23 protein-coding genes are annotated in these 19,690 nt (G+C 31.7%); 2 read left to right on the top strand and 21 right to left on the bottom strand.

The annotated features are described in order from the left end of the window. Nucleotides 1-245: 245 nt before the first annotated feature. The 15 genes from murA to ACWJJ7_RS10365 all read right to left on the bottom strand — a co-directional run bounded on the left by murA (nucleotide 246) and on the right by ACWJJ7_RS10365 (nucleotide 13,854). Nucleotides 246-1,511 (bottom strand): UDP-N-acetylglucosamine 1-carboxyvinyltransferase, encoded by a 1,266-nt coding sequence (murA, locus tag ACWJJ7_RS10295; protein WP_462962054.1) that lies wholly within the window; start codon nucleotides 1,509-1,511, stop codon nucleotides 246-248. Between the two features lie 26 nt (nucleotides 1,512-1,537). Beyond that, a complete protein-coding gene (locus tag ACWJJ7_RS10300) occupies nucleotides 1,538-2,257 on the bottom strand; it encodes a YwmB family TATA-box binding protein (RefSeq protein ID WP_462962055.1) in 720 nt (239 codons plus the stop codon). A gap of 295 nt (nucleotides 2,258-2,552) precedes the next feature. After that, entirely contained in the window at nucleotides 2,553-2,951 is a 399-nt protein-coding gene (locus ACWJJ7_RS10305; RefSeq protein WP_462962056.1) for a F0F1 ATP synthase subunit epsilon, read from the bottom strand. Between the two features lie 43 nt (nucleotides 2,952-2,994). Further along, on the bottom strand, nucleotides 2,995-4,392 hold the full coding sequence (atpD, locus tag ACWJJ7_RS10310; protein ID WP_462962057.1) for a F0F1 ATP synthase subunit beta: 1,398 nt from the start codon (nucleotides 4,390-4,392) through the stop codon (nucleotides 2,995-2,997). Nucleotides 4,393-4,407: 15 nt separating this feature from the next. Further along, nucleotides 4,408-5,262 carry an ATP synthase F1 subunit gamma gene (atpG, locus tag ACWJJ7_RS10315; protein ID WP_462962058.1) on the bottom strand — a complete coding sequence of 285 codons (855 nt, stop codon included), beginning with the start codon at nucleotides 5,260-5,262 and terminating at the stop codon, nucleotides 4,408-4,410. Nucleotides 5,263-5,379: 117 nt separating this feature from the next. Next, on the bottom strand, nucleotides 5,380-6,897 hold the full coding sequence (gene atpA / locus ACWJJ7_RS10320; protein ID WP_462962059.1) for a F0F1 ATP synthase subunit alpha: 1,518 nt from the start codon (nucleotides 6,895-6,897) through the stop codon (nucleotides 5,380-5,382). A gap of 16 nt (nucleotides 6,898-6,913) precedes the next feature. Beyond that, nucleotides 6,914-7,447 (bottom strand): F0F1 ATP synthase subunit delta, encoded by a 534-nt coding sequence (locus ACWJJ7_RS10325; protein WP_462962060.1) that lies wholly within the window; start codon nucleotides 7,445-7,447, stop codon nucleotides 6,914-6,916. A gap of 1 nt (nucleotide 7,448) precedes the next feature. After that, nucleotides 7,449-7,922 carry a F0F1 ATP synthase subunit B gene (locus tag ACWJJ7_RS10330; protein ID WP_462962061.1) on the bottom strand — a complete coding sequence of 158 codons (474 nt, stop codon included), beginning with the start codon at nucleotides 7,920-7,922 and terminating at the stop codon, nucleotides 7,449-7,451. Between the two features lie 94 nt (nucleotides 7,923-8,016). Beyond that, the gene (gene atpE, locus ACWJJ7_RS10335) at nucleotides 8,017-8,265 is read right to left on the bottom strand and encodes an ATP synthase F0 subunit C (protein ID WP_165413064.1); all 249 of its coding nucleotides are present in this window, start codon (nucleotides 8,263-8,265) and stop codon (nucleotides 8,017-8,019) included. Between the two features lie 27 nt (nucleotides 8,266-8,292). Then, nucleotides 8,293-8,973, bottom strand: a complete 681-nt coding sequence (locus ACWJJ7_RS10340) for a F0F1 ATP synthase subunit A (protein WP_462962062.1) — start codon at nucleotides 8,971-8,973, stop codon at nucleotides 8,293-8,295. Nucleotides 8,974-8,977: 4 nt separating this feature from the next. After that, nucleotides 8,978-9,352 (bottom strand): ATP synthase subunit I, encoded by a 375-nt coding sequence (locus ACWJJ7_RS10345; RefSeq protein WP_462962063.1) that lies wholly within the window; start codon nucleotides 9,350-9,352, stop codon nucleotides 8,978-8,980. Nucleotides 9,353-10,068: 716 nt separating this feature from the next. After that, complete coding sequence (gene wecB / locus ACWJJ7_RS10350; RefSeq protein ID WP_462962064.1) at nucleotides 10,069-11,199, bottom strand: non-hydrolyzing UDP-N-acetylglucosamine 2-epimerase; 1,131 nt, start codon at nucleotides 11,197-11,199, stop codon at nucleotides 10,069-10,071. Nucleotides 11,200-11,257: 58 nt separating this feature from the next. After that, nucleotides 11,258-12,286 carry a glycosyltransferase family 4 protein gene (locus ACWJJ7_RS10355; RefSeq protein ID WP_462962065.1) on the bottom strand — a complete coding sequence of 343 codons (1,029 nt, stop codon included), beginning with the start codon at nucleotides 12,284-12,286 and terminating at the stop codon, nucleotides 11,258-11,260. A gap of 117 nt (nucleotides 12,287-12,403) precedes the next feature. Further along, nucleotides 12,404-12,892, bottom strand: a complete 489-nt coding sequence (locus tag ACWJJ7_RS10360) for a deoxycytidylate deaminase (RefSeq protein ID WP_462962066.1) — start codon at nucleotides 12,890-12,892, stop codon at nucleotides 12,404-12,406. 233 nt (nucleotides 12,893-13,125) lie between these two features. After that, on the bottom strand, nucleotides 13,126-13,854 hold the full coding sequence (locus ACWJJ7_RS10365; RefSeq protein ID WP_462962067.1) for an ATP-binding protein: 729 nt from the start codon (nucleotides 13,852-13,854) through the stop codon (nucleotides 13,126-13,128). A 189-nt stretch (nucleotides 13,855-14,043) separates the two neighbouring features. Between ACWJJ7_RS10365 and ACWJJ7_RS10370 the strand changes: the two genes are divergently transcribed. Continuing rightward, the gene (locus tag ACWJJ7_RS10370) at nucleotides 14,044-14,739 is read left to right on the top strand and encodes a Crp/Fnr family transcriptional regulator (protein ID WP_462962068.1); all 696 of its coding nucleotides are present in this window, start codon (nucleotides 14,044-14,046) and stop codon (nucleotides 14,737-14,739) included. Between the two features lie 204 nt (nucleotides 14,740-14,943). Beyond that, nucleotides 14,944-15,489 carry an NADH peroxidase gene (locus ACWJJ7_RS10375; RefSeq protein ID WP_462962069.1) on the top strand — a complete coding sequence of 182 codons (546 nt, stop codon included), beginning with the start codon at nucleotides 14,944-14,946 and terminating at the stop codon, nucleotides 15,487-15,489. Between the two features lie 85 nt (nucleotides 15,490-15,574). Here ACWJJ7_RS10375 and upp read toward each other — a convergent pair whose 3' ends face one another. The 6 genes from upp to ACWJJ7_RS10405 all read right to left on the bottom strand — a co-directional run bounded on the left by upp (nucleotide 15,575) and on the right by ACWJJ7_RS10405 (nucleotide 19,628). Further along, entirely contained in the window at nucleotides 15,575-16,204 is a 630-nt protein-coding gene (upp, locus tag ACWJJ7_RS10380; RefSeq protein ID WP_462962070.1) for a uracil phosphoribosyltransferase, read from the bottom strand. 27 nt (nucleotides 16,205-16,231) lie between these two features. After that, a complete protein-coding gene (rpiB, locus tag ACWJJ7_RS10385; RefSeq protein WP_462962071.1) occupies nucleotides 16,232-16,681 on the bottom strand; it encodes a ribose 5-phosphate isomerase B in 450 nt (149 codons plus the stop codon). 79 nt (nucleotides 16,682-16,760) lie between these two features. Further along, the gene (locus ACWJJ7_RS10390) at nucleotides 16,761-16,958 is read right to left on the bottom strand and encodes a hypothetical protein (protein ID WP_462962072.1); all 198 of its coding nucleotides are present in this window, start codon (nucleotides 16,956-16,958) and stop codon (nucleotides 16,761-16,763) included. A 54-nt stretch (nucleotides 16,959-17,012) separates the two neighbouring features. Further along, the gene (locus tag ACWJJ7_RS10395) at nucleotides 17,013-18,059 is read right to left on the bottom strand and encodes an L-threonylcarbamoyladenylate synthase (RefSeq protein WP_462962073.1); all 1,047 of its coding nucleotides are present in this window, start codon (nucleotides 18,057-18,059) and stop codon (nucleotides 17,013-17,015) included. 130 nt (nucleotides 18,060-18,189) lie between these two features. Next, nucleotides 18,190-18,918: a ZIP family metal transporter gene (locus ACWJJ7_RS10400; protein ID WP_462962074.1), complete on the bottom strand. Its 729-nt coding sequence runs from the start codon at nucleotides 18,916-18,918 to the stop codon at nucleotides 18,190-18,192. A 116-nt stretch (nucleotides 18,919-19,034) separates the two neighbouring features. Continuing rightward, nucleotides 19,035-19,628 carry a hypothetical protein gene (locus tag ACWJJ7_RS10405; protein WP_462962075.1) on the bottom strand — a complete coding sequence of 198 codons (594 nt, stop codon included), beginning with the start codon at nucleotides 19,626-19,628 and terminating at the stop codon, nucleotides 19,035-19,037. Between the last annotated feature and the right edge of the window lie 62 nt (nucleotides 19,629-19,690).

Raw genomic sequence — 19,690 nt, forward strand, 5'->3', positions numbered from 1 at the left:
CTTTTTCCATTGACTAAATTCCTGTATACTATTATGCATTTACTAATAGGGATAGTGAATAAAAAGGTTTAGACAATTTGTAACCAAAAGGCACCAAAAAAAATAACTAGTCATTATGCTAGTATATTATTTTTAGGTGCCTATTATAAAATAATTGGAATATAACAACTTACATATTCCAATTATTCAAGTTTTAAATTATAAATGAACCGCAATATATTTTTATTGATTATTGAATTTCCCTGTTATTTATGAGAACCCACTCTTTCTATGTCCGCCCCTAGACCCTTTAATTTCTCTTCAATAGAAACATAGCCTCTATCAATATGATATATATCATATATTGTAGTTGTACCCTCCGCTGCAAGTCCTGCAAGTATTAATGCTGCTCCCGCTCTCAAATCTGTAGCCGTAACTTCCGAACCTGTAAACCTATCTATACCTTCTATTACAGCGCTTCTACCATTTATTTTTATATTTGCTCCCATTCTCTTTAATTCTGTGGCATGCATAAATCTATTCTCAAAAATAGTTTCTGTAATTATACTTGTTCCTTTTACTGTACACAATAAACTCATCATCTGAGCTTGCATATCTGTAGGGAATCCAGGGTATGGCATAGTTTTTATATCTATCGGATTTAACTTTTTCCTACCATCAACTATTATGCTATTTTTATTTACTTCTATTTCTACTCCCATCTCTGTAAGTTTTGCTATTATTGGTTTTGAATGAATTTCATCAATGCCATTAATCTTAAACAAGCTTTTCGTTATTGCTGCAGTTATCATAAATGTACCCGCCTCTATCCTGTCATATATCGGCTTATAAACAACTTCTTTAAAGTCTTTAACGCCTAAAATTCTTATAGTGTCTGTTCCTTCCCCATATATTTTCGCTCCCATAGCCCTTAAGAACTTTGCTAGATCTACAATTTCTGGTTCTTCTGCTGCATTTCCTATTATTGTTTCTCCCTCAGCTAGCGTTGCTGCCATCATTATATTTTCTGTAGCACCTACTGAAGGATAATCTAAATATATATTGCTTCCTATTAGTTTTTTTGCTTTTGCTTCCACATATCCGCGACCTACTGATACTTCTGCACCTAAAGCTGCTAATCCTTTTAAATGAAGATCAATAGGCCTAGTTCCAATATTGCATCCACCCGGTAGAGAAATTTTGAAGTTTCCGAATCTTCCAAGCATAGGACCCATTATTAAAAAAGATGCTCTCATTTTTCTAACTAATTCATCGTTAGCTCCATTATTAAATAAATTAGCAGTATTAATTTTCACCATTTTAGTAATTTTATCTATATTAATATCTGCCTTAAGAGATTTTAATACATCACAAATTACAAATACATCTTCAAGCATAGGAGCATTTTCAATGGTACAACTATTACCGTTTAATATTGTTGCTGCAAGTATAGGAAGAACCGAATTTTTAGATGCACTAATATTCACTTCACCTTCTAATTTTTTCCCACCTTTTATAACTAATTTATCCATTTACTTCCTCCATTATATTGTTATTTTTAATAAGTTGTAATTATTTCAGGTGTACCAATGATAATGTATCTTCCAGATGAATAATTACATATAGCATAATTAAAATCAATTAACTTTTTATCGACTACCAGTTCATCGTATTTTTTAGTATATGCTATAGTACTTAGTCCATTATTTATACTCACGGTCTCAATATTGTAAGTTCCATGTGATTTCAAAACTTTTATTATCCTATTATTAACACCATAAATATCTCCGGTTTTAACACTTTTCCTACTATCTCCAATTTTCGCCTTTAGGTATTGAAAATATTTGATGTCTTTACCTCTATAGCCAATGCTAGCCCTAACTTTATTTTTAAGAGATACTAGTCCATTTTCATTACCTATCTTGCTTATGTTTATCGTTATATCATTCTCATTTTTGTATTTTAAGGCCTCTATATATCCTTCAACGTTTTCACCAGAAAACTCTATACAATAAGACTCCTCATTCTCAGCAATGTTTAATTTTGTTTTTTTATTATTAAATTCTAAATCTTTAATTAAATAGTCACAAACTTGTTTTGGTTCTTCCCCAGTTTTAAAACATGTTTTCAATCCATACTCCACAGTTTTACTTTTAGTTTGGAGTAATATTTCATCGAATAAACTAACTGCCTCCTGCGCATTTGAAATTTTAACATTAATTTGTAAAATAATTAGACTTAATACTATACACAAAAGTGCGATACTTTTTCTTTTCATTCTAATCCCCCTACCCTTCAATTAAATTCTTGACCATAATTTATTTTTTTATTCTATAAATAATGGTTTTTTAATATTCATGTTATTAAAAAAATCATCCCCCAGCACAAGTGTGAAGAGGGCTATTTGATTCATTATATAGGTAGGGCTATTGTAAGAATTGATATTTATTATATATCTATTCTTTATATTATTAATATATAAAATTTTAGTGGAAATGTGCTAAAAAAAATCAAATGCGATTTTTAAGCATAAAAAAAAATGAAGATATATTAATATCCTCATTTTACAATCTCTATCCTTTTGTCTTGATTCTTTCAAGTGCTCTTAAAATAGCATTCTCTGTTCTCATAAAACCAATTCCATGCTTATGTCTCAATCTTTCTTCTGCTCTTTCTTTCGCCTGCCTTGCTCTTTCAACGTCTATATTCTCTGGCCATTCGCAGGCACTACATAACATTTCTACCTCACCTTGAAGCACTCTTAAAACCCCCGTTGATGTAAAAGCTTTTAACTTTTTACCACTTACATCTGTAAATGTTGTCACCGTAGGTTTTAATGGAGATATCATAGGAACATGATTGGCAAAAATACCAAATCTACCATCATCGCTCTCCGTGTTCAAACTCAGTATTTCACCACTATAAAACTCTTTTTCTGGAGTAAGTATAGTAAGCTTTATATGATTTTCCATATAAAAACACTTCCATTTCTATGCACATATTCTTAAAAATACTTTATTCACCAGCCATAGTTTTTGCTTTTTCTACTGCCTCTTCTATAGATCCAACAAACATAAATGCCGCTTCAGGTAAGTCATCATGCTTTCCTTCAATGATTTCTTTAAATCCTCTTACCGTTTCTTTTACTGGTACAAATTTACCTTTCATTCCTGTAAATTGCTCAGCTACAGTAAATGGTTGAGATAAAAATCTTTGAACCTTTCTTGCTCTTAATACTACCATCTTATCTTCTTCAGATAATTCATCTATCCCTAGTATTGCAATAATATCTTGAAGTTCCTTATATCTTTCAAGGATATGTCTAACTTTTATTGTAACATCATAGTGTTCCCTGCCAACTATTCTAGGATCAAGCATTGTTGAAGTAGATTCTAGTGGGTCAACTGCTGGATAAATGCCCAGTTCAACTATCCCTCTAGAAAGCACTGTAGTAGCATCAAGATGACTGAATGTAGTAGCTGGTGCAGGATCAGTTAAATCGTCTGCCGGTACATATACAGCTTGAACAGATGTAATAGATCCTTGTTTTGTAGATGTAATTCTCTCTTGTAATTGTCCCATTTCCGTAGCAAGTGTTGGTTGATAGCCAACCGCACTTGGTATTCTTCCAAGTAGTGCAGACACCTCTGAACCTGCTTGTGTAAATCTAAATATATTATCTATGAATAAGAGTACATCTTGACCATGATCTCTAAAATATTCTGACATGGTAAGCCCAGTTAACGCAACTCTCATTCTAGCTCCAGGTGGTTCATTCATCTGTCCAAAAACTAAAGCTGTTTTAGATATAACTCCTGATTCTTTCATTTCATTATAAAGATCATTACCTTCCCTAGTTCTCTCACCAACTCCGGTAAATACTGAAAGTCCATTATGTTCTTTTGCAATATTATTCATAAGTTCTTGAATAAGAACCGTTTTGCCAACTCCTGCACCACCAAAAAGACCAATTTTACCACCTTTTTGATATGGTGCTATTAAGTCTATTACTTTAATACCTGTTTCAAACATTTCTGGTTCAACAGACTGTTCTTCAAATGTTGGGGCTAATCTGTGAATAGGCATGTATTTATCTACTTTAACTTCTCCCATTTCATCCATAGGCTTTCCAAGAACATTAAACAGCCTTCCTAGTACTATATTTCCGACTGGAACTGATATTGGATTACCCGTATCAAACGCCTCAAGACCACGTCTTAATCCTTCTGTGCCTTCCATAGCTATTGCTCTTATAATATCATCACCAATATGCTGTTCAACCTCAGCTACAACTACTCTATCATTCATCTGAATTTCAATACTGTTGTAAATATTGGGAAGACTATCTGAATCAAACTTTATATCTATAACAGGCCCTATTATTTGAACTACTTTTCCTATATGTCCTGGCATTGTTTTCACTCCCTTTTACCTTTGAGCTTCCGCTCCTCCAACTATTTCTGAAATTTCTTGTGTAATTGCACTTTGTCTAATTCTATTATAACTTAAATTAAGTTTATCAAGTATATCATTGGCGTTATTAGTAGCTGATCCCATAGATTCCATTCTAGCTCTGTGCTCACTTGCTTTTGAATGCAGCATAGAATTCAGCATTTTACCACTTAAAAACAATGAAGTAATCTCATACATTGCCTTTTTGTCTATTTCCGTAATATCTACATACTCGTTACTAGCATTCTCTTCATTATCAGAACTTAGAGGAAGTACCTTTTCAATTATAACTTCATTTTTCAATGCCGAAATTAGTTTTTTATAAACAATATAAACTTCACCAACATCACCGCTACTATACATATTAAGTGCATGATTAATAATAGTAGTAGCCTCCTTTGGAGAAGGTGTATCTAAAATCTCAACGTATTCAGCCACAGTTTCAATATTAAGCTTTTTAAGTAAAGCTCTACCTTTTTGACCTACGATAATTACATTATAATCTTCTTTATTGCTTTTTATTCTATTAGTTAGTCCATTAACTACTGACCAATTAAATCCACCACAAAGGCCTGTATCTGATGTCAATACAACATACAATTTTTTGCTATTATTATTTCCTCTTGTATAGATACTATCATCTTCATAATTATCTTTAACCTGTTTAACAGTTTCCTCAAGCCTATATAGATAATTATTGTTAACATCTACCTTATTTCTTATTTTTTTATATTTAGATGTGGCAACTAACCCCATGGCTCTGGTAATTTTTGTAGTATTTGTTATGGATTTCATTCTTCGCTTAATTGCAATAAGCCCCATACCTGCCATGTTTCACCTCTCTTTAGTCTTGATAAATATTTTATCAAGACAAATTAATTATCACCTAAAGGCGCTATTAATCATCACCTTTAGGTGCTACACTAACGACTCACTTCTGAAATGTCGTTAATATTTTTCAATTAAGAATATTTTTTTAAACTCATCTATAGCCTCAATAAGTTGCTGTTTTATATTATCATCCAGTACCTTATTATCCACTATTGCTTTACCTACTTCTCTATGATGGGTGTCCATATACTCCAAAAATTCACTCTCGAATCTTGTTACTTGATGTACTGGAATATCACTAAGATAGTTATTTGTTCCAGCAAAGAAAATCATAACTTGTTCCTCTACTGACACTGGCATATATTGATCTTGCTTTAATATTTCAATTAATCTCTTGCCTTTTTCTAGTCTCATTTTTGCATCTTTATCAAGATCAGTACCAAATTGAGCAAAAGCTGCAAGTTCTCTATATTGAGCAAGTTCTAACCTTAAAGTTCCAGTAACTTGTTTCATAGCTTTTATTTGAGCATTTCCACCAACTCTTGATACAGATATTCCAGCATTAACAGCCGGTCTTTGTCCTGAGTGGAACAATTCAGCCTCAAGAAATATTTGCCCATCTGTTATAGAAATAACGTTAGTTGGTATATAAGAAGTAACATCTCCCGCAAGAGTTTCTATTATAGGAAGGGCCGTTAATGAACCTCCACCTAATTTTTCTGAAAGTTTTGCTGCTCTTTCTAATAGTCTTGAATGAATATAAAATATATCTCCTGGATAAGCTTCTCTACCTGGCGGTCTACGAAGTAATAGAGACATAGCCCTATATGCCACCGCATGTTTAGATAAATCATCATATACTATTAGTACATTCTTACCATTATGCATAAAGTATTCTCCCATACTACATCCAGCATAGGGTGCCAAATACTGTAATGGTGCTGAATGAGACGCTGTAGCTGCTACAACTATTGTATAATCTAGTGCTCCCATTTCAGATAAGGTATTAACAATATGTGCAACAGTAGATTGCTTTTGACCAATAGCTACATATATACATATAACATCTTTGCCCTTTTGATTTAAAATAGTATCTATAGTTAAAGCTGTTTTACCTGTTTGCCTATCTCCAATTATAAGTTCTCTTTGACCTCTTCCAATTGGTACCATAGAGTCTATTGCTTTTATTCCAGTTTGAAGCGGTTCTTTAACTGATTGTCTTTCAATAACTTCAGGCGCTTCGACTTCTACCGCTCTTGTCTCCGTAGTCTTAACTGGGCCTTTACCGTCTATTGGCACACCTAAAGCATCTACAACTCTTCCTATTAAAGCCTCACCTACAGGAACTTCTACCACTCTACCAGTTCTTTTTACTATGTCCCCTTCTTTGATGCCCTCTTCTGGTCCTAAAAGTACACATCCGACATTATCCTGTTCTAGATTTAGTGCCATGCCAAATATTCCATTAGGAAACTCTAAAAGTTCATTTTCCATGCATTCATCTAACCCATATACTCTAGCAATTCCATCACCTATTTGAATTATTGTTCCCGAGTCAACAGTGTCAATTGTCTTTTCATATCTTTCAATTTCTTTCTTTATTATGGATGTTATTTCTTCTGGTTTTATATTCATAAACTCACCTCCATTCCTATTTAAACATTAATTTTTTCATTTCCTCTAATCTACTTTTTATCGTGCCATCAATAACGTCATCGCCAACCCTTATATATACTCCGCCTATAACGCTTTTATCTAATCTTTCATCAAATATGATTTTTTTATCATACATTTTGTATAATTTCATGCGCAAGTTTTCTCTTTCGGTTTCCTTAAGAGGTATTACTGTTTTAACCACCACTAATAAAGTGTTATTACGCTCTAAGTGGATTTTTTCCATCTGCTTAAGTTTTTCCTCTGTAAACAATATTCTATCTTTTTCTATAAGAATAAGTAAAAAAGATAAAAGATCTTCATCAATTTTGCCTTTAAAAATCCTAATAAACATCTTCTTTTTTGCAGAAGTACTTATTTGTGGGTATTTAATAACTTTTAAAAACTCAGAGTCATTCTTCATAAGTGAAACTATTTCTCGCAAGTCATTTAAATATTCTTCAACTTTCCCTTTTTCCTCAGCAACTGTATATAGTGCAAGTGCATATCTTTTATCTAAGTATTCATACATTTTAGCTACCTACCTTAAAAATAAAATCCTCAATCAGTCTTCTGTGTTCTTTTTCATCTATGTGCTGCTCAAGAGCTTTTTCAGATAATACTAAAGATAAATCTATGACTTGCTTTTTAACTTCACTTTGCGCCTTTTCTCGCTCTCTCTCTATTTCGACTCTTGATCTTTCAATAATAAGTAATGCCTCTTGTTTTGCGTCTTTAATTAATTCTCCAGATATTTTTTCTGCCTTTTGTTTGTATTTTTCAACTATTTCCTTACCTTCTTTTTTTGCTAAGTTTAATTTTTCACCATTTTCTATTTTCAATCTCTTAGCTTCTTCTTTATCATTTCTTGCTTGTTCAAAAGAAGAATTTAATTCTTGTTTTCTTGCATCTAAAATCTTATTTACTGGTGTAAATAAATAACGTTTAGCCATAAAAAGTAGTATAAGGAAATTTATCATTGCAGCTATAATATTACCTAAGTTCATCCCTATCTCCATATATATAAAATCTCGGTTTATAAATTTATTTTGCCATTACGAAACCGAAACTTTCACCTACCTTCCCTTTACCTATTTCTTTTTAACCTTTTACACCGAATAAAATTAATAATAACGCTATTAAGAAACCATAGATAGCTGTTGCTTCAGATAGTGCACCACCTATAACTAACACTCTTGTTATTTTATCACTAGCTTCTGGTTGTTTTGCAATACCCTCCACAGCCTTCGCTGTAGCATTTCCTGTTCCTATACCACCACCTATAACCCCAAGTGCTGCTATTCCTGCTCCTATTGCTGACATTCCTGCGACAAATCCTGTTGAAACCATAAAATATTCCTCCTATTCATTTTTATTTTACTCTTCTGAAGTTATTACAATATTAATCATTGTTAACATTACAAAAATAATCATTTGGATAGTACCATCAAATAAATCAAAATACATGTGTAATGGTATCGGTATTCCAAGTTGCGCCACCCAAGTAACGCTATTCAATGCACTATAAACTAATTCCATAATTATAGTTGCCGCAAACATATTTCCAAATAACCTTAGACTTAATGATACCGGCAACATAACTCTCTCCATTATATTTACTGGAAGTAATAAAGGTAATGGTTTTGCATAGCCAGTAAAATACTGTATAACACCGGATTTCTTAATTGTATAACCCTGTATCACTATAAATGTAATTAAACTCATTCCCAAAGTTACACTATAGTCTGTAGTAGGCGGCTTTATTCCAAATAGACCTACTAAATTCATTGACAAAAGATAAATTCCCAATGTACCTATGAATGGAACAAAAGCCTTAAAATTTTTACCCATGGTCTCTTCTATTGTTTTTTGGACAAATTCTACAAAAATTTCAACTACACTCTGTTTTTTGTCTGGTATTTTTTTTAAATTTCTATTAATAAATGCTATTAATAAGATCAGTACCAAAACTATTACCCACTGTGTTATTAAACTAGCTGTAATTTGAAAATTATATCCAAACAAATTCACACTAGGTAGTTGTGCAATCGTTCCCACTTGCTCACTTCCCTTCACACTCTTTAATATTAATTCCGTAAAGTACTAGAGAAATCAATTGTGAACTATACCCTAATATAAACGCAATTATAGCAAAATTAGAATAATTAAAAACCATCAAGCCTATTACACATACTATAATCACCCTAAATGCAAAGCCGAAAAAAGTAACAACCCCACATTTGTTTTTTACTTTGCATAATATAAAATTAGCAGATATTAAATTGAATAACAAATTAATACTTGCTAATATTAGACCTAATAAAAAAAACACTGCGTATTTCTTATTAATAAAATAAATTACCGCAATCCCAATAAGTGCTATAAAAAAGTTAAAAAAATTAATCTTTTTATACATCTGTGCTGACTTAACATTCACTTTTTTCTACCCCTCATCATTTGCTAATATTTTTATATTATAGTCCACTAATTTTCATAAACAAAGCCTAGAATTTCTTAATTTTCAAAGATATATAACGCTATAAGTCGATTTTTTATTAATAATCTCATGTTTCTTCTGTATATCTCTGTTTTAAGATATATTAAAGCTTAAAGAATAATGCATACTTGTTTTATTCAATTAATCTATTTCTTTCAATGTGCTCAATGTGCTAAACATTCGTAATATTCTCACTATTTGTTCCAATATTAGTGACTTTATTAACTTTTAAGAACTTTAAAATATAGATTCTATTCAGTTAAACATTTACAAAAAATTTATTAGTAGATATATTTTCTATTTAATTTTTTCTATTTTCAAAACAATTGCAACATATATATTGTCTTAATTCAAAAAAATTATAATATTTTACGTATTTTATCTTATAATTATCATCCAACGCTAAAAATATACATTGTATTTTAGACTTTTCAGTAGGTATAAGCTTTTAAATACCGTATATCATAATAAACGATACATTTAAGTCTATTTCGTTGTTATACATGCATTTGAATTTTTTCACTTTGTAAACCGTTATTTTAAACTGATTCACTTGTGAAAAACGCAAAAAAATAAATCTAAGAATTTAATTTTTACATTCTTAGACTTAATTTAAAATTATTTATTAGTACCTTAATTGCATTTTTCATATGACTTTATGTTTTATCTTTATCAAAGTAATCCACTAATGCATCTACTATTTTAGCAGAAGCATTCCCATCTCCATAAGGGTTAATTGACTTACTCATGTGATTATACTCATCTTCATTTCTAAGAAGATTATTAGCATGTAATACAATTTTATCTATATCAGTCCCAACTAGCTTAACTGTACCAGCCCGCTCTGCCTCTATTCTCTCTGTAATTTGCCTAAGAACTAAAACTGGTTTACCTAAATGAGGAGCTTCTTCTTGAATTCCCCCTGAATCGGTCATTACTAGGTAACATTTTTTTATTAAATTATGAATTTCTTTTGTATCAATAGGCTTAAGTAAATGTATCCTACTTACGCCTTTTAAAATGCTGTACACCATATCTTTCACTACTGGATTGGGATGAACTAGATATAATACTTCAACATCTTGATTTTCGCACGTAATAATTTTCAGCGCATTACATATATTTTCAATTCCAATTCCCCAATTTTCTCTTCTGTGGGCCGTAACCATTATGACTTTTTTATTTTCATAGTCAATTTCATTTAGCTCGCAATTTTCAAAAATATACTTCTCTTTAATTGTAAACTTCATAGCATCTATAACTGTATTTCCCGTAACAAAAATAGTGCTTTCCTCTATTCCCTCTCTTAATAGGTTTTCTTTAGAGGTAGTTGTAGGTGCGAAATGCAAATCTGCTAAAGCGCCAGTTAACTTCCTATTAATTTCTTCTGGGTAAGGAAAAAATTTATTATGACTTCTTAGCCCTGCTTCTACATGACCAACAGGTATTTTTCTATAAAAAGCTGCCAGAGATGCTGCAAATGTTGTTGTAGTATCTCCGTGTACAAGCACTATATCCGGTTGTTCCTTTTCAAAAACTTCCTCTAAACCTTGAAGAACAGAACATGTTATCCCTGTTAAGCTTTGTTTCGCTTTCATTATGTTTAAATCGTACTGAGGTACAATCCTAAAAATTTCCAAGACTTGATCTAATATTTCTCTGTGCTGCGCTGTTACACATACCGTGCATTGTATTTGAGATTTTTTTTCTAATTCTTTAATAAGAGGTGCCATTTTTATAGCCTCAGGTCTTGTACCAAATATTACTATAACCTTAATATTTTCCACCAGATACCTCCTAATTTTAATTTATAACTACATTTCAACTAAAATCATTATATTTAAATTACTCTTTTTGCTTAAAAATGCCATATTTCCAAGCTACTAAAACTATTATAACCATTACTGATGCTAACAAAAAATATGCCCTTTGATTACTAATTTGCATAGCTATAATGGCAATCCCCCCTAAAACAGCACTTATAAAATACATGATAATAACTGCTTGTTTTTGGCTAAGTCCCATATCCAAAAGCCTATGGTGCAAATGACCTTTATCTGCTTGCATCATAGATTTCCCATTAACCTTCCTTCTAATCATAGCGAAAAGGGTATCATAAATAGGTAATCCAAAGGCTAAAATTGGTACTGCAATGACAAAAGATGTTGCAGATTTAATAGCCCCTTCAATTGAAATAGCTGCCAGAAGAAACCCTAGTAATTGAGATCCCGTATCCCCCATAAATATAGAAGCTGGATTGAAATTGTATGGTATAAATCCTAAAACAGCACCGCTTAAGACAGCAGTCAAAAATGCTGCTTCGAGTCTTCCATTAAGCAAAGAAACTATCATTAAAGTAACAGAAGATATAAATGCTATACCTGCTGCTAAACCGTCTAATCCATCTATTAGATTAAAAGCATTAGTCACACCTACAATCCATATTATTGTTACCGGAATGTAAACCCATCCTATACTTAGATAGGGATAGAATTCTCTAAAAGGGTTAGTTACAGTTGATATCCTTATATCTGATGCTAAAAGGCATATGGCCGCTATAACCTGTATTAAAACCTTATATTTAGGACTTAAATCTTTGATGTCATCTATAATGCCCCCAATAACAATAATAGTTGCTCCAATAATTATACCTATTTGGGAAGTTGTTAGGATGCCGTTATATAAAATTACTCCTATAACAAAGGCTATGTATATAGCTAGCCCTCCCATAACTGGAATAGGCTTATTATGAACTCGCCTTTCATCTTTAGGAATATCTATGGCATTCACCTTTATTGCTAATTTCTTAACTAAAGGAGTAATTATAAAAGAAATTAAAGCTGTAATTATTGCTAAAATATATATATTACTCATAAAAAAACCTTTCTTTCACAAAAATAGTGTTTCTATTTGATAAACATAGATTAAATCATCTTCTGCGAAGCTGAAATGTCATTAAACTTTATGAAACTAATTTACAGAATTTCATAATTAATATCCACCATCACCTTGAATTGAGTCATCATTTTCTATCCATTCCTCTACATATACAATTTTATATTGAGTTTTGTTTTCTCTAATTATTACCTTCTCTATACCAGAATTAATTATAAACCTCTTGCACAAAGAACATGGAGATGCATTTATAACTAATTCACCGCTATTAACCTCTTTCCCAACTAAATACAAAGTCGACCCTAACATATCATTTCTTCGGGCTGATATAATTGCATTTTGCTCAGCATGCACTGATCTACAAAGTTCATACCTTGTCCCTCTTGGGACTTTTAATTCTTCTCTTCTACAGACCCCTAAATCACAACAATTCGCTCTTCCTCTAGGTGCTCCTGAATATCCAGTAGACATAATTTCATCATTTTTCACTATTATAGCTGCAAAATTTCTACGTAAACAAGTACCTCGTTCAGATATTGTTTCGCATATATCCAAATAATAATTATGCTTATCAATTCTTTCCATAATTATACCTCATATAAACATATTTTAATTATGTAGATTAAAAATCAAAAACTAAATTTATAATCTAATAATCAATCACTATTATTTTACACTAAAACAACGATGATTTAAAGTGTTTAATGAACTATATATGTTAACTTACTATAAAACACGTCAAGAAAAGCATATATTATATGCCTTCCTGACGTGCTCAAGTATAGAAAAAGCGTGGTTTGCAGCCCCCTATAGCAATACTAAATTATTACTCCGTTTATGCCAATAGTTACCTCTTTGTATGGAACTATTATTCCGGCTTGAAGCATAGCTTCCTTTACAGAATTAACAATACCTGCGCAACAAGGCACCTCCATTCTAACTACCGTAATACTCTTAATATTATTGTTTTCTAATATCTCTGAAATTTTTTGTCTGTAATAGTCATTATCATCGAGCTTTGGGCATCCTATTAATGTTACTCTTCCTTTAATAAACTCCTTATGAAAATCCCCATAAGCATACGCTGTGCAATCTGCAGCAATTAATATATCTGCACCTTTTAAAAACCCTGCCTTTGAATTAACTAGCTTTAACTGTACTGGCCATTGATTTAATTCTGAATCTAGCGGCGAATCATCGTAACTGCTTATTTTAGTTGCTGCTAGTTTAACATTCAAATTCGCATTTCTTTTTATTGATTTTTCCATTGTACCAGGGCATCCACAATGCGAATTAGGTTTAGCCTCATTTTGTTTCTTTTTTATTTCAACGGCCTGTACGTCATACTCTACAGCATCTCTTTGGATTATTTTGATAGCATCTGTTGGGCACTCCGGCAAACAATCTCCCAATCCATCACAATATTCATCGCTTATTAATTTAGCCTTGCCACTCATGAGCTCTATGGCTCCTTCATGACAAGCATTTATACATAATCCGCAACCATTACATTTATTTTCATCTATACTAATAATATTCCTTTTCATTTTAACTCCTCCATTTTTTTATATATTCACATTGATGCACATTCAAATAAATAACAATTCAGTATGCTATTCTATTTATCTTCATCTGCCTAATTAATTTTTTAATTGACTGTATACGTTAATTATATTAAAATTACTTATACTAATATGTAACTTACGTTACCAAAATAAAAATTTGAGGGTGATTTGATGGATAATCTGGTAAATCATTTAAGACATTGTATTTTATTTAAAGGTTTAACTTGTGAAGAATTGCAAAATTTAATTACAAGTATAAACTATTCGATTTCCGATAACTGCAAAAAATGCACTGAATGCCAAACCTGCATTGTTGCTCTTGAGGGTGAAATCTGCGAATCTTTAGGCATTGTAATTGAGGGTAAACTAGAAGTACAAAAACATTATGCTAGTGGAAAAGTTGTTACCCTTGCAAAATTAGATAAAGGAAAAATTTTTGGAGAAGCAATCGCTTTTTCAGAGACAAATATATACCCGGCTACTATAGTATCTTATAAAGGTTCAATTATACTTTATATTTCAAAAAAAGATATTATAGCTATGTGTAGCTCCTACCCTAAAGTATTAAACAACTTCATGCAATTGTTATCAAGTAAAATTCTTTTATTAAATAGAAAGATTAAAGAACTCTCTTTTGAAACCCTAAGGCAAAAAATATCTAATTACTTACTTTCTCAATATGAAATTCAAAAAAACTTAGCACTCCTACTTCCTATGTCTAGAAAAAGCCTTGCTGATCATCTAGGTGTACAGAGACCCTCTCTTTCAAGAGAGCTTGTGAATATGAAGGCTGACGGCTTAATAGATTTCAACAAGAATTTAATTCAAATAAAAGATTTAGATGGCATTGAAAACATATTAAATTAATGTGCTTGTCGAATATGCTCGAACTTTTTCTACTAAAAGATATTAAATTTTACTTGATAATTGTTATCCGTTGATGTATACTAGTAATTGTAGCAAAGGTAAATACATATAATTTATTTATTTAATAAATTATATAACTAATATACGAGGGGATACAATTTATAATTGTTATCTTACTCAAAAGAATACGAGGGGGAAATTAATATGAAGAAATTTGTTTGTACAGTATGTGGATATATTCACGAGGGAGACTCAGCGCCTAGCGTTTGTCCAGTTTGTGGTGCAAAAAGTGATAAGTTTGTAGAGAAGAATGAAAATGATATGTCATGGGCAGATGAACATGTCATTGGAGTTGCTAAAGGGGTAGATGCAGAAGTTATAGAAGGATTAAGAGCTAACTTTGTTGGAGAATGTACTGAAGTTGGTATGTATTTAGCAATGAGCCGTCAAGCTGATAGAGAAGGCTTCCCAGAAGTTGCAGAAGCTTATAAGAGAATAGCTTTTGAAGAAGCTGAGCATGCTTCAAAATTTGCTGAAATGCTTGGAGAAGTAGTAACTGCAGACACTAAGAAAAACCTTGAAATGAGAGTTGATGCTGAACACGGAGCTTGTCAAGGTAAGAAAGATTTAGCTACTTTAGCTAAAAAACTTAACTATGATGCAATCCATGATACAGTACATGAAATGTGTAAGGATGAAGCACGTCACGGTTGTGCATTTAAGGGATTACTTAATAGATATTTTCAATAAAATTTAATTAAGTCAAAAAAACAACTTACAGATAATTTTCTGTAAGTTGCTTTTTAAGTTTTCATAGATAATTTATAATAATTAACTATTTAGTTCCGAATAATCTGTCTCCAGCATCACCAAGCCCTGGTACAATATATCCTTTTTCATTTAATTTTTCATCAATTGAGGCTACATATATATCTATATCCGGATGCGCTTCCGTAATAGCCTTAATTCCCTCTGGTGCAGCTATAAGACACATAATTCTTATATTTTTTGCTCCTCTTTTCTTAAGAGCTGAAATGGCATCTATCGCAGAACCTCCTGTAGCAATCATAGGGTCTGTAACAATTATATCTCTTTCACTAATGTCCTGAGGCAATTTACAGAAGTACTCAACTGGTTGCAATGTTTCCTCATTCCTATACATCCCTATATGTCCAACCTTAGCTGCCGGTATAAGATTTAGCATACCATCAACCATTCCTAGACCAGCTCTTAATATAGGTACTATAGCCATTTTCTTCCCAGCCAAAACTTTACATTTAGTAATACAAATAGGAGTTTCAATTTCTACTTCCTCTAATTGTATATCACGTGTAACTTCATAAGCCATAAGCATTGCAACCTCTGAAACTAACTCTCTAAAATACTTTGAACCTGTGTTTTTGTCTCTTATGTATGCCAATTTGTGTTGTATAAGCGGATGTGCGATTTGCGTTACTTTACTCATATATAATTCCTCCTAATTTTTTAATGTTTATTTAGAATATTTTTTCTCAATTTCAGTTATTTTATCAATTCTTTTTTGATGTCTATCCCCTTGAAATTTTGCATTAATAAAAGCATCTACGATATCTAGTGCTAACCCAGAGCCAACAACTCTCTCGCCAAGCGCTAGTATGTTAGCATTATTATGCTCGCGCGTAGCGTGAGCGCTAAAAGTGTCGCTGCATAGTGCAGCTCTTATCCCAGGTACTTTATTTGCAGCAATACTTATCCCAATCCCTGTACCACATATTAGTATACCTAGTTCAAAATTTTTAACTGCTATTTCCTGAGCAACTTTTAGTGCATAATCTGGATAATCGCAAGACTCCTCAGTATAAGTACCAAAGTCCGTTATCTGGATGTTTTTACTCTCCAGATGCTTAATAATCTCTTTTTTTAAACTTAAACCACCATGGTCGCTACCTAATGCTATTTTCATTATGAAACACCTCCAAGAAATATTTTATTATCTAAAGATATTATGTTACAAAAAAAGAAGATATCGGCATTTAAATAAACTATTTAAATACTATTATCTTCTTTATCTTATCCAATAATAAGAATACATTATTCTTTAATACACTAAATTTTTTCAAATAAACTAAGGTATCTTTAACATATGGGTCCATAATATTTTTAGTACATATTTTACTAAAAACAGCTTCTAGCATATAGCTTCTTTGCATTTTTTCATTACAACCATACAATATACCCATAGTCATCCTCCTGAAATTCATCTGTAATAGATATCAACTATAAATTGTTATCTACTATACTTCAATCATATCAAAGCCTGCAGATTTATTAAGCCTATTCATTATAGCAACTCCTATACCCTTTTCCTCAAATGCTTCTGATAATATTAAATCTACATCTGTAGCATCAAAACTTCTTAAAACTTCAAAAAGATTTCTACCTACACTATCTAAGTGCTTTCTGCTACCTAAAGAAATAACAGTTCCGTAAGGATATTTTTCTTTAGTTTCATCTGTTGCTACAATTCCTATTTTTTTATTACCCATATTAGTCTGCACTATTTCATTGATTTTTGCAACAGTTTTTTCTAAATCTCCACATATAATTTTAACTGGAGATTTTGGTGCATAATGCCTATACTTCATACCAGGTGCTTTAGCCTTAAAATCGTTCTTTGGTTTAGACATTATATTTTTATCAATATATATTTTCTCATCTATTTCTCTTAACATCTCAATGGTTATAGCTCCAGGCCTAAGTATACATAAAGGAGCACAAGTACAATCAACTATTGTTGACTCAATGCCTACTTCACTTTTATCTCCACCTAGAATATATTCTATCTTTCCATTTAAATCTTCAATACAACTTTCTACATCAGTTGGACTAGGTCTACCTGATATATTAGCTGATGGGGCTGCAATAGGCGTTCCAGCTGCCTCAATAAGTTTTCTTGCAATGAGGCTCGCCGGCATACGTATCCCTACAGTATCGAGTCCCGCACTTGTAGTTATAGGAATCATATCAGACTTATTAAAAATCAATGTTATTGGTCCAGGCCAGTATCTATTCATAATTTCTTTGGCTATATAGGGTATTTCTTTAACTAAATACTCTATATTAAAATCTGCTACATGAACAATAAGGGGATTATCCTGTGGTCTCCCCTTAGCCTTAAAAATTTTTTCTACAGCAATCTTATCTAAGGCATTCGCACCAAGACCATAAACTGTTTCCGTAGGAAAAACAACTAATCCGCCCTCAGCTATAACGAGTCCAGCCTCATTAATTATATTTTGTTCAATATTATTTTCATCTATTATTGTTATCTTCGTTTTCATCCTTACACCTCTTAATTAAATCATCACCTGCGGTGCTGTTAAATCATCTCCTATGGAGCTGTTAAATCATCACCTGCGGTGCTGTTAAATCATCTCCTACGGAGCTGTTAAATCATCTCCTACGGAGCTGTTAAAGCACATTAGTCACTATTAACCCAACTATTATCCCCAAAAGTATTCCCAATGTGTTTGTAATCCCTGACCAAAGCTTTTTAGACTGTGGAATCATCTCTCCGTAAATCACATATAACATAACACCTGACGCAAATGCTAGAGCACCACCTAATATTTTTACAGATATGCTCCCAATATAAATTCCTATCCAAGCGCCAATTGCAGTAGGCAACGCTGTTAAAAAAGCATAAAATAATATTTTTCTGCTTTTTGTCCCCGAAAGCATTAGAGGCGCTGCCACAGCCAACCCTTCAGGCACATCATGTATTGCAATTATCACGCTCATTTTAAGTCCTAAGTTTTCTCCATTAACAAACCCAAATCCCATTATTAGACCTTCTGGGAAATTATGAAGCATTATTCCAATGCCAACCATAAAAGCCACCTTTGTATATTGAGAATTTGCATTGCCACTTAAATTGCTGATTTTGTCTATTATTACAACAATAATAATGCCTAGAATTAAAAATAATAAGGTTCCTAGCAATCCTGTTTTTTTTGTAGCTTCTGGAATAAGTTCAAAAACTACAATAGAAAGCATAAGTCCTGATGAAAATCCTATAATGTTTCCTAAGAATTTTCGTGAGGGTTTGTTCATAAGAACACCTAAAAACGCCCCTGCCATAGTACCAATCAAAGCTATTACTCCTGAGAATATGATTATCAAAACAATACTACTATTCAAATTTATACCCCCACTTTTATAGAATTATAACCATATACGCTACAATTCCATATGAGAATAAAGTATAGAAGCGTTTAGCTTTATGCTTATTTCTCTATACACTAATTTTATTTGTGTCAGTGAGGGTTTATGCCACAATCTCTATATTCTTTAATTTTTTCTATAGCACCATCAGAAAAGACTGCTTGAACACAAGATCTATATAGGTCATCTAGTAAAATATATTTCTTAAATCCACCATGATTAATTATAAAATAGAAATAAGTTTCTTCTAAATTTTGAATTTTAATTTTGTTATACATTTGAGCTACATAAGGATATTTTTTTAAAAAATTTATATCCACAGGGTTAATCTTTTTATTTCTAAATCTAGACTTTGTTATTATAATAATTTCTAAATTTTTACCATTACCACTAGCATGAACTAAATCAACTTTTTTGCATATAATAATAAACTTACCCTTAGCAATTCCACACCATATACTGATTTTGTACCAGTCCAATTTAAAATCAATATATTCTTCATTAAATCTAAGAAGTACTACAAACGCAATCATCAGCTCGATGCAAACTAAATATATTATGAAAAATACACTTATAATCTTTGATACTATTAATATATTTGGTAATAAAACAAAAATAAAGCACATTGATAGCATAAACCGTTTGTAAGTTTTCTTTTGCTTTCTAATGGCCTTATTTATATTCATAATTTCACCTTTCATTTATAATAATAATAATAATAATAATAATAATAATAGTTCTTACAAAA

Source organism: Clostridium sp. CM042 (genome assembly GCF_055080995.1).

What these genes read in the sequence shown, in the direction of transcription:
- ACWJJ7_RS10375 (WP_462962069.1), top strand. Translation starts at nt 14,944, where the DNA reads ATGAAGAAATTTGTTTGTACAGTATGTGGATATATTCACGAGGGAGAC.
- ACWJJ7_RS10300 (WP_462962055.1), bottom strand. Translation starts at nt 2,257, where the DNA reads ATGAAAAGAAAAAGTATCGCACTTTTGTGTATAGTATTAAGTCTAATT.
- ACWJJ7_RS10325 (WP_462962060.1), bottom strand. Translation starts at nt 7,447, where the DNA reads ATGTATGAATACTTAGATAAAAGATATGCACTTGCACTATATACAGTT.
- ACWJJ7_RS10370 (WP_462962068.1), top strand. Translation starts at nt 14,044, where the DNA reads ATGGATAATCTGGTAAATCATTTAAGACATTGTATTTTATTTAAAGGT.
- ACWJJ7_RS10395 (WP_462962073.1), bottom strand. Translation starts at nt 18,059, where the DNA reads ATGAAAACGAAGATAACAATAATAGATGAAAATAATATTGAACAAAAT.
- upp (WP_462962070.1), bottom strand. Translation starts at nt 16,204, where the DNA reads ATGAGTAAAGTAACGCAAATCGCACATCCGCTTATACAACACAAATTG.
- ACWJJ7_RS10305 (WP_462962056.1), bottom strand. Translation starts at nt 2,951, where the DNA reads ATGGAAAATCATATAAAGCTTACTATACTTACTCCAGAAAAAGAGTTT.
- murA (WP_462962054.1), bottom strand. Translation starts at nt 1,511, where the DNA reads ATGGATAAATTAGTTATAAAAGGTGGGAAAAAATTAGAAGGTGAAGTG.
- rpiB (WP_462962071.1), bottom strand. Translation starts at nt 16,681, where the DNA reads ATGAAAATAGCATTAGGTAGCGACCATGGTGGTTTAAGTTTAAAAAAA.
- ACWJJ7_RS10360 (WP_462962066.1), bottom strand. Translation starts at nt 12,892, where the DNA reads ATGGAAAGAATTGATAAGCATAATTATTATTTGGATATATGCGAAACA.
- atpG (WP_462962058.1), bottom strand. Translation starts at nt 5,262, where the DNA reads ATGGCAGGTATGGGGCTTATTGCAATTAAGCGAAGAATGAAATCCATA.
- ACWJJ7_RS10355 (WP_462962065.1), bottom strand. Translation starts at nt 12,286, where the DNA reads ATGAGTAATATATATATTTTAGCAATAATTACAGCTTTAATTTCTTTT.
- ACWJJ7_RS10390 (WP_462962072.1), bottom strand. Translation starts at nt 16,958, where the DNA reads ATGGGTATATTGTATGGTTGTAATGAAAAAATGCAAAGAAGCTATATG.
- ACWJJ7_RS10405 (WP_462962075.1), bottom strand. Translation starts at nt 19,628, where the DNA reads ATGAATATAAATAAGGCCATTAGAAAGCAAAAGAAAACTTACAAACGG.
- ACWJJ7_RS10365 (WP_462962067.1), bottom strand. Translation starts at nt 13,854, where the DNA reads ATGAAAAGGAATATTATTAGTATAGATGAAAATAAATGTAATGGTTGC.
- atpD (WP_462962057.1), bottom strand. Translation starts at nt 4,392, where the DNA reads ATGCCAGGACATATAGGAAAAGTAGTTCAAATAATAGGGCCTGTTATA.
- atpA (WP_462962059.1), bottom strand. Translation starts at nt 6,897, where the DNA reads ATGAATATAAAACCAGAAGAAATAACATCCATAATAAAGAAAGAAATT.
- atpE (WP_165413064.1), bottom strand. Translation starts at nt 8,265, where the DNA reads ATGGTTTCAACAGGATTTGTCGCAGGAATGTCAGCAATAGGAGCAGGA.
- ACWJJ7_RS10330 (WP_462962061.1), bottom strand. Translation starts at nt 7,922, where the DNA reads ATGAACTTAGGTAATATTATAGCTGCAATGATAAATTTCCTTATACTA.